Annotated in this window: 12 protein-coding genes; 11 read left to right on the top strand and 1 reads right to left on the bottom strand. The window is 43.4% G+C overall.

What is annotated here, in order from left to right; translation table 11 throughout:
• Positions 1 to 251 precede the first annotated feature (251 nt).
• From metK to ACIRUQ_RS12380, 9 genes are all read left to right on the top strand, one after another.
• Positions 252 to 1,433 carry a methionine adenosyltransferase gene (gene metK, locus ACIRUQ_RS12420; protein WP_022036716.1) on the top strand — a complete coding sequence of 394 codons (1,182 nt, stop codon included), beginning with the start codon at positions 252 to 254 and terminating at the stop codon, positions 1,431 to 1,433.
• A gap of 360 nt (positions 1,434 to 1,793) precedes the next feature.
• Positions 1,794 to 3,365, top strand: a complete 1,572-nt coding sequence (locus ACIRUQ_RS12415; RefSeq protein WP_022036717.1) for an AAA family ATPase — start codon at positions 1,794 to 1,796, stop codon at positions 3,363 to 3,365.
• 92 nt (positions 3,366 to 3,457) lie between these two features.
• Positions 3,458 to 5,056, top strand: coding sequence for a CAP domain-containing protein (locus ACIRUQ_RS12410; RefSeq protein ID WP_055289318.1), 1,599 nt, complete (start codon positions 3,458 to 3,460; stop codon positions 5,054 to 5,056).
• A gap of 261 nt (positions 5,057 to 5,317) precedes the next feature.
• A complete protein-coding gene (locus tag ACIRUQ_RS12405) occupies positions 5,318 to 6,823 on the top strand; it encodes a cell wall metabolism sensor histidine kinase WalK (RefSeq protein ID WP_022036202.1) in 1,506 nt (501 codons plus the stop codon).
• A complete protein-coding gene (locus tag ACIRUQ_RS12400) occupies positions 6,816 to 7,505 on the top strand; it encodes a response regulator transcription factor (RefSeq protein WP_021738533.1) in 690 nt (229 codons plus the stop codon). Before ACIRUQ_RS12405 ends, ACIRUQ_RS12400 begins: the two co-directional genes overlap by 8 nt.
• Before the next feature lie 93 nt (positions 7,506 to 7,598).
• Positions 7,599 to 8,276 (top strand): RluA family pseudouridine synthase, encoded by a 678-nt coding sequence (locus ACIRUQ_RS12395; RefSeq protein WP_022036201.1) that lies wholly within the window; start codon positions 7,599 to 7,601, stop codon positions 8,274 to 8,276.
• 105 nt (positions 8,277 to 8,381) lie between these two features.
• Complete coding sequence (locus ACIRUQ_RS12390) at positions 8,382 to 9,818, top strand: hypothetical protein (RefSeq protein WP_022036200.1); 1,437 nt, start codon at positions 8,382 to 8,384, stop codon at positions 9,816 to 9,818.
• A gap of 53 nt (positions 9,819 to 9,871) precedes the next feature.
• Positions 9,872 to 10,867, top strand: a complete 996-nt coding sequence (gene moaA / locus ACIRUQ_RS12385) for a GTP 3',8-cyclase MoaA (protein WP_022036199.1) — start codon at positions 9,872 to 9,874, stop codon at positions 10,865 to 10,867.
• 68 nt (positions 10,868 to 10,935) lie between these two features.
• Positions 10,936 to 11,142: a DUF1858 domain-containing protein gene (locus tag ACIRUQ_RS12380; protein ID WP_021738537.1), complete on the top strand. Its 207-nt coding sequence runs from the start codon at positions 10,936 to 10,938 to the stop codon at positions 11,140 to 11,142.
• A gap of 119 nt (positions 11,143 to 11,261) precedes the next feature.
• Here the strand turns inward: ACIRUQ_RS12380 and ACIRUQ_RS12375 are convergent, their stop codons facing one another.
• Entirely contained in the window at positions 11,262 to 12,032 is a 771-nt protein-coding gene (locus ACIRUQ_RS12375; RefSeq protein ID WP_022036198.1) for an adaptor protein MecA, read from the bottom strand.
• 617 nt (positions 12,033 to 12,649) lie between these two features.
• Here ACIRUQ_RS12375 and ACIRUQ_RS12370 point away from each other — a divergent pair.
• Together ACIRUQ_RS12370 and ACIRUQ_RS12365 are read left to right on the top strand one after the other, a co-directional pair.
• A complete protein-coding gene (locus tag ACIRUQ_RS12370) occupies positions 12,650 to 12,832 on the top strand; it encodes a hypothetical protein (RefSeq protein ID WP_021738540.1) in 183 nt (60 codons plus the stop codon).
• Positions 12,833 to 12,897: 65 nt separating this feature from the next.
• Positions 12,898 to 13,116 carry a hypothetical protein gene (locus ACIRUQ_RS12365; protein WP_021738541.1) on the top strand — a complete coding sequence of 73 codons (219 nt, stop codon included), beginning with the start codon at positions 12,898 to 12,900 and terminating at the stop codon, positions 13,114 to 13,116.
• The last annotated feature ends 369 nt before the right edge of the window (positions 13,117 to 13,485 follow it).

The raw sequence follows: 13,485 nt of genomic DNA, 5'->3' as shown, positions 1-13,485 counted from the left end.
TGCTGTTGATGCTTTTGTCCGCGAGAGTGTGTGATAGCACACTTTCTTGTGTCTCCATATAGATCAGATGAAAAAATATGGATTTTTCCAGCTTTTTGACGATTTGTTCAACATTTTCGGGGGAATCTGTTGGTTGACTTTTGCTACTTTCGAATGTATGATACATAAAGTATGACTGCAATAACGTGAACAGTGGGAGTTCACATGTTTCAATTTAGATTAGAATGAGAGAGAAAGAACGGAGGATAATTATGGAAAAATTATTATTTACTTCTGAGTCAGTTACAGAGGGACATCCGGACAAAGTCTGCGATGCCGTATCTGATGCAATTCTGGATGCCTGCATGGCACAGGATCCGATGAGCCGTGTTGCCTGCGAGACAGCTGCTTGTACAGGTTTCGTATTAGTAACAGGTGAGATCACTACAAAAGCACAGCTTGATATCCCGTCTATCGTTCGTCAGACTGTAAACGAGATTGGTTACAATGATGCAAAGACAGGTTTCGATGGAAATACATGTGCAGTTATGGTTGCTCTGGATCAGCAGTCCGCTGATATCGCTATGGGTGTTGACAAAGCACTGGAAGCAAAAGAGGGTGCACTGACTGACGATCTGGATACAGGTGCCGGCGATCAGGGTATGATGTTCGGTTATGCAACAAACGAGACACCGGAGTTAATGCCTTACCCGATCTCTCTTGCTCACAAAATGGCTCTTCAGCTTACAAAAGTTCGTAAAGACGGCACATTAAGCTACTTAAGACCAGACGGAAAAACTCAGGTTTCCGTAGAGTACGATGAGAACGGTGCACCGAAGAGATTAGAGGCTGTTGTTCTTTCCACACAGCATGATGATGATGTAACTCAGGAGCAGATCCATGAGGATATCAAAAAATATGTATTCGATCCGATCCTTCCGGCAGAGCTGATCGATGATGAGACAAAATTCTTCATCAACCCGACAGGACGTTTCGTAATCGGTGGACCGCACGGTGATGCAGGTCTGACAGGACGTAAGATCATCGTTGATACATACGGTGGAATGGCTCGTCACGGCGGCGGAGCTTTCTCCGGAAAAGACTGTACAAAAGTAGACCGTTCTGCAGCATATGCAGCACGTTATGTTGCAAAGAATATCGTTGCAGCAGGTCTGGCTGACAAATGCGAGATCCAGCTTTCCTACGCAATCGGTGTAGCACAGCCGACATCCATTATGGTAGATACATTCGGAACAGGCAAACTGTCTGATGAGAAACTGGTTGAGATCGTTCGTGAGAACTTCGATCTTCGTCCGGCTGGAATCATCAAAATGCTTGACTTAAGAAGACCGATCTACAAAGCAACAGCTGCTTACGGACACTTCGGACGTACAGATGTAGATCTTCCTTGGGAAGCAACTGACAAAGTTGATGTATTAAAGAAATATCTGTAAGATAAATAATTATGGAATGAGATAAAAATCTCCGTCGTTTGTTGAAAAACAGCGGCGGAGATTTTTTTACGTTCTATATCAGAATCTGAGAAAAACAGATTATCCATCGGCCTCATAAGCGGAAATGTCTTCTTCAGATACTGATCAGTTAACGATTGATATATTCAATTGGAATCTGATAAACCTATGTTGCAGATTTGTAGTTAGCAGTTAAAAATGAAAAGTCGTTACATTTTGATATAAAGATATATCGGAATGTAGCGATTTTTCCTTTTTCCAGACTTTTGATTTGAGAGTGTCTATGCTACAATAGTTAGCAGAAGAAGTAGCAGAAGATTTTTTGCGTCAGGAGGCTATACGATGGGAACATATCTGAATCCGGATAACAGTAAATTTCAGGAAAGTATTAATTCTGATATTTATGTAGATAAAACGGGATTGATTACCTATACCAATTCTGTGATACACACGCAGCAAAAATGTATCTGTGTCAGCCGGCCACGCCGGTTTGGAAAATCTATGGCCGCCAATATGCTTTCAGCATATTACAGCCGTGGCTGTGATTCAAAAGAATTATTTCAAAATCTTGAGATCGCTGAGGATGATCAGTTTGAAACATATCTGAATCAGTATGATGTGATTTTCCTGAATGTGCAGGAGTTTCTGAGTCAGAGTAAAAATATCGATGAAATGATCTCTCTGATTCGCAGAAGCGTATTGTGGGATTTGTTGGGGGAATATCCGGAGTTTCGGTATTTTGATACTTCCAATCTGACACGGACGATGCAGGATGTTTATCAGCAGACGAAATGCCCGTTTGTAGTGATCATCGATGAGTGGGATTGTGTGTTCCGGGAATATAAAACAGATCGGGAGACGCAGGAATGGTATCTTGATTTCTTACGGGATCTGCTGAAAGATAAAGGATATATTCATCTGGTCTATATGACAGGAATCTTACCGATAAAAAAATATGGAACACATTCTGCATTGAATATGTTTGATGAGTTTTCGATGATTGAGCCGGGACCATTGGCGTCTTATGTTGGTTTTACAGAAACAGAAGTTCAGAAACTGTGCGGTCAGTACGACATGGAGCTTGAGGAAGTGAAAAACTGGTACGATGGATATTCTTTTGATAAAGCTTTATCAGTGTACAGTCCGCGTTCGGTTGTAAGCTGTATGCGTCTCGGAAAGATAGGGAATTACTGGAATCAGACGGAGACATTTGAGGCATTGCAGGTGTATATTGATATGAATTTTGACGGCCTGAAAGATGATGTACTCAGTATGATTGCGGGAAATCAGGTTCCTGTCAATATCGGAAGTTTTACGAATGACATGACGACATTCCGGTCGGAAGATGATGTGCTGACATTGCTGATTCATCTTGGCTATCTCGGATATGACAGCGATAATAAAGCTGTATTTATTCCAAATGGAGAGATTCGGTCAGAGTATGTGAATGCAGTGTCTGTATCTGACTGGGGAGAAGTCTCCAAAGGTTTGAAAAATTCTGCGGACACGCTGCAGGCTATCTGGGAAAATCGACCGTTGCAGGTGGCAGAAGGAATTCGGCAGGCGCATTTTGAAACATCACATATCCAATATAATGATGAGAATGCTCTGAGTTATACGGTATCGCTTGCTTTGTATGCAGCAAGAAATTTTTATACGGTGCACAGAGAATTTCCTGGTGGAAAAGGATTTGCAGATCTTGTGTTTATTCCACGGAAGAAGTTTTCGGAGAAACCGGCACTGGTCGTGGAATTGAAATGGGATAAGACTGCCAGAGGGGCGATCACGCAGATAAAAGAAAAAGAGTATTGCCGCAGTCTGGAAGAATATCACGGAAATCTGTTGCTGGTAGGAATTAATTATGACCGTAAAACCAGAGAACATACATGTTGCATAGAAGAAATGGAGCGATAGAAATTGCAACCTTTTGATTTCGTATTTTCTATGCTATAATGAAAAAACAAGTGAAAATTAATGGTTTAGAAAAAGGAAAGGAGAGAGAAGACATGAAAAAAAGAAACAGAAGACTGCTTGCCGTATTGTGTGCTGTCGTTACTGCGGCAGGTATCGCAGCACCGGCGATGACTCCGGTGTACGCGGCACAGAATGAAGTAACGAATGAAGAAGCTGTAAATGCTGAAGTTATGAGTGCCGGAAACACGAAGGATGATGTGGATGACTCCGGAAAAGCGGATGAACAGGAGGATGTTTATTCGCTGAAATATATCACTGTGGATGGTCGTACAACATGGTATTATGCAAATGAAAAAGGCGAAGTGGATAAGGATTACATCGGTGTGACAGATAATGACTATGGCTGGTGGTACGTCAAAAACGGAGAAGTTGATTTCTCCTATACCGGACTTGGCTTTAATGATGCAGGCTGCTGGAGAATCGTGGATGGAGCCGTGGATTTTGGCTGTACCAGTGTGGTAGACAGTGAGTATGGCTGGTGGTATGTCCGTGACGGTCACGTAGACTATTCTTACACAGGAATTGCACCGAATGAGTATGGTTGGTGGAGAATCGTCAACGGTCAGGTTGATTTTACCTGCAACAGCGTTGAGTCAAATGAATATGGCTGGTTTTATCTCAGAAACGGTCAGGTTGATTTTTCTTATACAGGGCTCGGATTCAATGATGCTGGATGCTGGCGTATTGTAAACGGAGCAGTTGATTTTGGCTGTACCGGCGTGGTAGACAGTGAATATGGCTGGTGGTATGTGCGGAATGGTCAGGTGGACTATTCTTATACCGGAATTGCTCCGAATGAGTATGGCTGGTGGAGAATCGTCAACGGTCAGGTTGATTTCAACTGTAACAGTGTTGAGTGCAATGATGCAGGCTGGTTCTGCATCCGTGGTGGCAAAGTAGACTTTGATTTTAACGGAATCGCATCTAACAGTTCAGGAAACTGGTGTATCTGGGGCGGCAAGGTCAACTTTGGCTACGACGGTGGCGTGAAATATCTGGGAAGTACTTATCTCGTTCTGGATGGAGAGGCTTTCTGTATAGATGAACAGATCGGAAAAGGCAGTGTGGGATTTCTGGAGCTGATCAATCCGACGATTAGCGGCCTGTTTAAATGTGGTTATGCTTATGATCAGTATACGGTCATAGGAGCAGCAGATGATGCGACATCTCTGGAGAATATGAGACAGGCGCTTTACGGAATCTTAGAGTGCAATGAGCTGAGAAAGGCTCATGGTCTTCAGGAACTAAAAATATCAAATAGCCTGATGGCAATTGCAGAGTATGATACCAATGCATCTGCATATGCGATGGATCATATCGGAGTCTTTAACGTTGGAGAGAACCTTGCATGGGGACCTTCCTTCTGGGATCCGTTTGACGGATGGTATACACAGGAAAAAGCGGACTTCGATCAGGGCAATTATGCGAATGTAGGACATTATCTGAATATTATTGATGACAGTTATACGATTACCGGATTTGCCGTAAATCAGAAAAGTGCATATGGTAACACATATGGTCAGGTATTTTCTGGTATGGAATATGAGGGTGACAGCTTCAGCGTAGATGATTATTGTGGATTTTTTATGCTTTATTACAATGCAGTTTATAACCCGGTAGTACTTGGTTAATCAGTCTGTGATTCTGAGAACAATACATGCAGCAGACAGTATAGAACAGATCTTACATAGACAGTAGAAAGGGCAGCCTTTTGTATCAGTATGATACGTGAAGGCTGTCCTTTCCAAGTCATTTTATAAAAAGTTTACGATTGCAGAATGTAAATCATCGAATATCCGTGTTATAATGAAAAAAGCAATGAGCAGTGCTATATGAATGAAAATAGAGTACGTAATAGATATTCATGAAAGACTGCAGAGGTGGAGAATACGATGAAACTGAAAACACGTTTGATGGTTGCATTTTGCATTATTATCATTTTGCCGATCGCATTGGCCGGAGCGGCAATTCTCGGATTATACCGGATACAGACAAAGGCGATCCAGAAAAATTATGGTCTGGAGGCATCGGATACCCAGGGGGTATTGTCGAATTCCCTGCAGCTGATGAGCCGCTATACGAAAACGGAATATGATGAGATCTGCAAACAGGCAAAAGCAGATCCGGAAAAACTCGAATCTGTCAGTTATCTGACGGAAGTAAATACAAAACTGCAGGAGAAGAGCTCTTATCTGATTTTTTGCAAAAACGGAATTCTGGTTTACAATGGATATCATGGAGATTCAAGCATCAGTGACGAGCAGTGGGAAAAACAGCTCCCTTCCTATGGCGAGGGTGACAGCAGCACAGGTGCGGCATATTATGTGGACAATGATGCGCAGTCGCTGCTAAAACAGGTTGACTTTGAAAGCAGCAGGGGAGATCAATGCAGTGTCTATATCATTACATCATCAGAGAGTATACAGCCGGAGATTAAGAAACTGATGATAGACATTGGTTTGTCGGTACTTCTGATCCTTGCATTGACTGCCGGGGTGATGACAATCTGGATCTATCGGGGAACGATGGTTCCGATTAAAAAGCTTCAGGTTGCCACAAAAAATATCAAAGAAGGAAATCTGGATTTTACCATTGACTATGATGAACCGGATGAGATGGGAGATCTGTGCCGGAATTTTGAGGATATGCGTAAGCGGCTGAAGGAATCGACGGAAGAGAAGATGGCAGCTGAGAAGGAAAACCGTGCATTGATCAGTAATATCGCCCATGACCTGAAGACTCCGATCACAGCGGTGAAAGGATATTCCGAAGGTATTCTGGATGGTGTGGCAGATACACCGGAGAAACAGGAGCGTTACATCCGCACGATTTATAATAAAGCAAATGAGATGGATCGTCTGTTGAACGAACTGACGCTGTATTCGAAAATTGATACAAACCGTATCCCATACAATTTCAAGAAGATCAATGTGTCAGATTATTTCAATGACTGTATCGAGGAAATTGGTCTGGATCTGGAGACCAGGGGTATTGGTCTGACTTATTTTAATTATGCGGATGAGAATATTGTGATCATTGCAGATCCGGAGCAGCTGATGCGTGTGGTTAACAACATCGTGACAAATGCGATCAAATATATGGACAAGCAGAAGGGACAGATCAATGTCCGGATCAAAGATGTAGGTGATTTTATCCAGGTTGAGATCGAGGATAATGGAAAAGGCATTTCGGCCCGTGATCTGCCGTATATTTTTGACCGTTTTTACCGGACGGATTCTTCGAGAAATTCTTCCACCGGAGGCAGCGGTATCGGTCTGTCTATCGTAAAGAAGATTATTGAGGATCACGGTGGAAAAATCTGGGCGACAAGTAAAGAAAAGACAGGTACAACTATGTACTTTGTCATTCGAAAATATCAGGAGGTACCAAATGAGTAAGATTTTAATAGTAGAAGATGAAGAGGCAATCGCAGATCTGGAGAAAGATTATCTGGAGCTGAGCGGCTTTGATGTGGAGATAGAGAATGACGGAACCAGCGGTATGGAGCGGGCGCTGAATGAAGATTTTGATATGTTTATCCTGGACCTCATGCTGCCGGGGACAGACGGATTTGAAATTTGTCGAAAAATACGTGAGAAAAAAAACACACCGGTGCTGATGGTTTCTGCGAAAAAAGATGATATTGATAAAATCCGCGGACTCGGACTTGGTGCGGATGATTATATCACAAAGCCATTTTCGCCGAGCGAACTGGTTGCCCGGGTAAAAGCACATCTGGCACGGTATGAACGCCTGATCGGCAGTACGGCACAGAAAAATGATATCATTGAGATCCGTGGCATCCGTATTGATAAAACTGCCCGTCGTGTATGGGTCAACGAAGAAGAAAAACAGTTTACTACGAAAGAGTTTGACCTGCTGACATTTCTGGCAGAGAATCCGAACCATGTATTTACCAAAGATGAACTGTTTTCCAAAATCTGGGATATGGAATCCATCGGTGATATTGCAACCGTTACTGTCCATATCAAGAAGATCCGTGAAAAAATTGAGTTCAACACTGCAAAACCACAGTATATTGAGACAATCTGGGGTGTTGGATACAGATTCAAATTGTAAAGAATAATGTATATTGGGACGGACAGATTTACAAAAACAGGGGTAGATACTGTCCGTTCTGTTTATCAGAAAAAAGATAGGAATACATGGAAGATGAGAGTAAAACAACCGGAAATTATTTTTGAGGATGACGCAGTCATTGTCTGCCGCAAGGAGGCCGGTGTGGCGGTTCAGACTGCCCGGGCCGGACAGGCAGATATGGTGAGTCTGCTGAAGAATTATCGGGCGAAAAAGAAAGAGGAGCCTTATATCGGTCTGATCCACCGTCTGGACCAGCCGGTGGAAGGTGTGATGGTGTTTGCCAAGACAAAGCAGGCAGCGGCGAAGCTGTCAGTTCAGGTGAGCAGCCGAAGTATGGAAAAAGAATATCTGGCAGTGACAGAAGGCATTCCGCAGCCGTCAGAAGGAGAACTCTGTGACTGGCTGCTGCGGAACGGACGTACAAACACTTCACAGGTGGTAGAGCCGGGGACACCACAGGCAAAGGACGCAAAATTGCGTTATCAGGTGGAGCAGACGGATGAGGAGCAGCAGAAAGCGCTGGTGCATATCTGGCTTCACACCGGGCGGCATCATCAGATCCGGGTACAGTTTGCACATGCGGGATATCCGTTGATGGGCGATACAAAATACGGAAGAGAAGCAGTTGCTGGCAGATACTGTCCGGTGGCGCTGTGTTCCTGCCGGATTGCTTTTATACATCCGGTGACGGGAAAAGAGATGGAATTTACGATCCGGCCCAAGGGAAACGTGTTTACGCAGATGGCGTGAAAAGTAATATGAAATATGGTCGTAAGACTTGCATTTTACCAGTGCTTTATTGTATGATAAAAAATACAAAACATGTAAAGAATATGTGTCATAGGGGTATGAAAAATGGAGATCAAAAGTGTTACGATTTTACAGGAGACAGATCAGGCAGGCTTATTTATCAGCGGAAGTGCAGCCGGACGGAATGTGTTGTATACCTGCGAGGAACTGGAGCGACAGGAAAAAAATAAGTGCTGCCGTTTTTCTGTTTATGATAATCATGAAGATGCGGAAAGCAAGGATATTGAGGAAGGGCGTGGTTTCCCGCTGCAGAACTATCTGGATGCTGCATGTGTGACAGATACCGAGGAAATTCGTCTGAAAAGTGTAGATGGGTTTGAATCAATTGTGACAGAACTGAAGTCAAAAAGGTATTATTTCCCGAAACTGAGAGAGGGGATGTCAGAGGGACGGGAGCCACGTGAGGCTTTTATTTCTTTCTATAAAAACGGTATACCAGTGAAATACTATCCGCATCCCACAATTATGTTTGGACAGCAGGGACTGGATGACAAAAACAAAGACTATTTTTCGAAAGGAATCCGTATGCTGGTGGCAGGAAGTCAGGAGCAGGGATTCTGGGTGCGTGGAAACGGACTGCGTTGTAACCGCTATTTTTCACTGGGCAGTTTTTTTGAATTAAATAGAGCGGAGGCAGGAACCATATACTGGATGGAATTGAAGTATGCAGACGGAAGTCATCAAAAGGCTCCGGCAATCCGGCTGACGCGATCCTTCTGGGAGGAGCAGGCAGAGTGTGCGCCGGAATATATGGATCAGCTGCGTGCAGTGGATCATGCGGGAGAAACCATCGGAAACGTAACGGATGCGATATGGCTGTTTTTGCTGGATGAAACATATAAAAGGATCGGATATTATGATGGAACTACGGTTTCAGAAGATTTTGCAGGTATCGTGGCTGGCGAATTGGAGCCGATAGTTTCCCGGTGTGAAAAACGTGTGCCGCAGACAACGGTAAAGGATAGTGATTTTTACATCCGGATCCGACGACAGGGTCAGGAATTGGCAACCTGGTATTACAGCTTTGCAGAACTCCAATCTGCATACGGTGATGTTGCATCTGAGGAAGAATATTGTTATTATAATCATAATATGAACAACGGCCGGGGCGGACAGCGCAAGGTAACGGCACATGGATGGCTGTTATTGAACTTGCTGGAGTTTTTGCCGCAGATTCCGGACCGTGAGGAGATTGAAAACGGATCGGTGTTGTTTCAGATTTTTACCAATGACAATTACAAGGAAAAAATTGTGCTTTCAGCGGACGAACTTTCGGCGTATCGTTTTATCCTGGCTTATGAACAGGATCAGCGGACGCAGACAGGAGCGGAACCTGGTGATACCAGTCTGTGGGAGGATGCAGAAAGACGGTTTGTACCAATCAGGGGTACAACGCCATTCCGTGTGTACTGTGGAAAAGAAAGTGCAAATCCTTCTGTATATAAGAACGTGGCTGGGATGCAGGTGGAACTGTTGTTCTGAACGCAGGACAACTGATGGCTGAAGATATGGATTCAGTGGAAAGGAGAGGATGTATGATTACGGATCATTACAATAGAAATATTGATTATATCAGAATATCCATTACGGACCGCTGTAATCTGAGATGCAGATATTGCATGCCGGAGGATATTTCATTTGTCGGACATGACAAGATTTTACGTTACGAGGAAATTACACAGATTGTGCAGATTCTGGCGCAGCGGGGGATTACAAAGGTAAAGATTACCGGTGGGGAGCCGTTGGTGCGGCACGGATGTACGGATCTGATCCGTGAGATTAAGGAAATACCGGGCATTGAGATGGTGACGCTGACAACCAATGGGATTTTACTGCAGTCCATGCTGCCGAAGCTTCTGGAAGCAGGCGTGGATGCGGTGAATGTCAGTCTGGACACATTTCAGAGGGCACGGTATGAGCATCTGACCGGAAAAGATGCTTATGAGATGGTGCTTGCCGGAATTCAGGATGCATACAAAAGCGGAATTCCGTTAAAACTAAACTGTGTTCCAATCGAGGGGGAAAATACGGATGAATTGTCAGAATTCTTTTCCTGGGCGAAGAGGAAACAGATTGCAGTACGTTTTATTGAGATGATGCCTATCGGATATGGAAAGACCTATAAATCAGTTCCGTCGGATGAGATTCTGCGGCAATTTTTTGAAGCATATCCGGATGCCTATCGTCTGGAAAAATCGCTGGGAAATGGTCCGGCTGTATATTACAGTGCACCTGGTTTTGCAGGGGAAATCGGTGTGATCGGAGCAATTCATGAGAAATTTTGCAATACATGCAATCGGATCCGGCTGACATCAGAAGGATTTTTGAAATTGTGTCTGTATTCCGGGGAAGGACTGGACCTGAGAGCTATGCTGCGGGGTGGTTGTTCCGATGAGGAGATTGCGGAGGCTGTTACAAAGGTGATTGAGCGAAAACCAAAGGAACATCATTTTACAGAAGATGGACTGCATTTGCCGGGAATCGGACCGGCAGATGCGGATACCCGGAAGATGTCACAGATCGGAGGGTAAATAATCATTGCATATTTTACAGAAACGTATTATACTACGCTTAGTAAAAAATAAGGAGGTACAATAGAATGGCACAGATTACCAAAGACACCATGATCGGTGAATTATTACGTGATCAGGAGCATATCGACAGCATTGCAGAAGTATTATTCGGTATTGGTATGCATTGCCTGGGCTGCCCGTCTTCCCAGATGGAGACAATCGAGCAGGCTGCTATGGTGCATGGCATTGAGCCGCAGGAATTAGTAGACCGCCTCAATGATGTTGTAGCATAAGGCTGCGTTCGGCTTGAAATAATTTAAAAAAAGAATGGTTCTGATAAGAGCCATTCTTTTTGTTTGTATACAGAAAATTGCTGTCAATTTCCTGTAGGTCCTGTCGATTTACAATATTATCAAGTAATCTTGCCAAGCTGCTGTAAAGCATTTCCGCGGATGATCTTCTGGAAATGTTCCTCATAAAAAGCTTGAAGTCCTGCCGTATATTTCTGTGGTTTCAGATAGGAACAGATCAGGTTGATTACACGGTTAAACTCAGAAATCGTATGCTGACTCTGATGTACGATCAGATGATAGGTGTGTTCCTGAGGATTTTTGTATAATGTATTTTTGCCCTGATAAAAACCATGCAGTGCCTCAGCAGCCAGAATAATGGCATCGAGATCAGCACAGGTGAACATGCGGACCAGATTGGATGGCAGTTCTCTGTCTGTTTCTGTCGTTTCTTTTTCTTCTGTTTTGGAAGCATTCTGTTCCTGTCTCAGACGCTGCAGAAGCTGCAGAAACTGCGTTGCAGTGTCATCAACATCGGATGTATCAATGGAATCGGCATCCAGATCAAGCGGAAGACCGTCGTCTGATTCATCTTCCTCGGTCTCAAATTGCGTAAAGTTTGAGAATCGTGTATCCAGTTCATCCGGAGATTCTACTTTTGTGATGATGACAACAATTTTTTCAGAGGAAAGCGGAATGGCTTCTACCATTAATGGAATATCCTCTGCCTCAAATCCAAAATCCATGGCAGCCTGCTGCATCATATCCCGGAATAAAGCGCGGGTCTTTTCTGAGCCATAGGCGAGTTCACTTAATTTTATATTGCGTGTAGCCAGATCTTCGCTGGTAAGTGTGCAGCGAATCTGATGATCGTTCATTTTTTCAATTTTCATGCTATCACTTCCTTTTACCTGTTAGAAAAGTATATATAATCTTGTGTTTTTCGTCAAGCATCCATTCATAAACAATCTATGAAATTACTGCCAGATTTATCTTGGTTCAAGAAGGCAAATGTTTACGCTGCTACGTTTGCTCATAAAAAAAGGTGCTCCCTTCATCATAATGTATCCAAAGATATAAAAATATATAAAAACGACGAAAACAGTTGAATTTTTAATATACATGTGGTATATATATTACATGAGTTATCCGTGTATACGGACAGAGAGACCACATAGTGCGGCAGTTTTTCTTAAAGTCAATGCATCGTACAATTCTGTACATTAAAAGATGCAGCTGTTGCAGAGGGATTTTCCCGTTGATCGATCTAAGGTGATACACCTTTCTAAGTTTTTCCAGAATTTGTGTAGAAAATAGTTTGAGAGGCAGATTTTTGCTGTTTTTGTTATGGGCAGATTACAGGCAGGAATATCATAGTTTTCGTTGGATTATCTGACCATACAGCCTGATATCTGCAGGAAAAAACGCTGTCTGTACCGGAGGACTCTTTCAGAACAGTTTTTGTTAGTATATGTGAAAATCACAGAACTGACAATCGAGGAAAGGGGGAATGTACGGCACTGAGCTGCATGCAGAGCAAAAGCCGGTGGAAGAAAAAATCCTGCAGGTTTTGCAGGTACTAAAAAATACGGAGGTAAAAGGAAAGATAAAGACGAAGACAGTATCAGAGCCGGTGGCGTTCCAGGGGCAGGACAGTGCATTCACACACAGCAAGACCGGTAAAATCAAGTGAAAGAATAATTGGCGGATTTGTATATCACGACTTACTTCCGCACAGGTCAGAGAAGAGGTATTTTTATGCAGCAAAGATATGCAGATTCCGGACAGACTCTTCTGATCGAACTCCAAAATTATGAACAACAAGGCATTTCTATCTGGCTGGAGGGGTTTCCCAGCAGTTCTGTGGAAGTGTCAGAGGTCATGTGTGTCCGGGAAGACACGAATTATATGAGGGATTATGTGTTCCGGCAGGGTGCACTGTCCCAAGTGAGATTTGACAAAATTACAAAAAAATAAAAAGCAGGATTTCTCAAATACCGGAAAACCCTGCAAAACAGGAAAAAAGGCGCATGTTACCATAAAACAGTGGACTTTTTGAGTGCTATATCGAACCCGTGGAGGGAAAACTAAAGCATTTATCTCAGTCTGAGTTGACACTCCCACTTTTGCAAGTGGAGAGTAATAGCAAATCATTCTCAGTGGGAGTTCAATCTCCGACTGAGATAAACGCTCCGCGAGAATGTGCAGTGATTCTGAGATGAATATGTCAGTTTACGCTGCCCAGAATCACGCACCAAGTCTCACGAGCGTTCGACTTAAATAAGTCTGGGTCAGAAAGGTTGCATCGCCTTTTTTTTTCATGTATACTGATTGCAAAGACTTTGT

Source organism: Eubacterium ramulus, from assembly GCF_045002895.1.
Lineage (GTDB): Bacteria > Bacillota > Clostridia > Lachnospirales > Lachnospiraceae > Eubacterium_I > Eubacterium_I ramulus.
This window is presented reverse-complemented; position numbering and strand designations above follow the sequence as displayed.

Bases quoted from the DNA above. Each gene is read 5' to 3' on its own strand.
- metK (WP_022036716.1), top strand. From the start codon at position 252: ATGGAAAAATTATTATTTACTTCTGAGTCAGTTACAGAGGGACATCCG.
- ACIRUQ_RS12415 (WP_022036717.1), top strand. From the start codon at position 1,794: ATGGGAACATATCTGAATCCGGATAACAGTAAATTTCAGGAAAGTATT.
- ACIRUQ_RS12410 (WP_055289318.1), top strand. From the start codon at position 3,458: ATGAAAAAAAGAAACAGAAGACTGCTTGCCGTATTGTGTGCTGTCGTT.
- ACIRUQ_RS12405 (WP_022036202.1), top strand. From the start codon at position 5,318: ATGAAACTGAAAACACGTTTGATGGTTGCATTTTGCATTATTATCATT.
- ACIRUQ_RS12400 (WP_021738533.1), top strand. From the start codon at position 6,816: ATGAGTAAGATTTTAATAGTAGAAGATGAAGAGGCAATCGCAGATCTG.
- ACIRUQ_RS12395 (WP_022036201.1), top strand. From the start codon at position 7,599: ATGAGAGTAAAACAACCGGAAATTATTTTTGAGGATGACGCAGTCATT.
- ACIRUQ_RS12390 (WP_022036200.1), top strand. From the start codon at position 8,382: ATGGAGATCAAAAGTGTTACGATTTTACAGGAGACAGATCAGGCAGGC.
- moaA (WP_022036199.1), top strand. From the start codon at position 9,872: ATGATTACGGATCATTACAATAGAAATATTGATTATATCAGAATATCC.
- ACIRUQ_RS12380 (WP_021738537.1), top strand. From the start codon at position 10,936: ATGGCACAGATTACCAAAGACACCATGATCGGTGAATTATTACGTGAT.
- ACIRUQ_RS12375 (WP_022036198.1), bottom strand. From the start codon at position 12,032: ATGAAAATTGAAAAAATGAACGATCATCAGATTCGCTGCACACTTACC.
- ACIRUQ_RS12370 (WP_021738540.1), top strand. From the start codon at position 12,650: ATGTACGGCACTGAGCTGCATGCAGAGCAAAAGCCGGTGGAAGAAAAA.
- ACIRUQ_RS12365 (WP_021738541.1), top strand. From the start codon at position 12,898: ATGCAGCAAAGATATGCAGATTCCGGACAGACTCTTCTGATCGAACTC.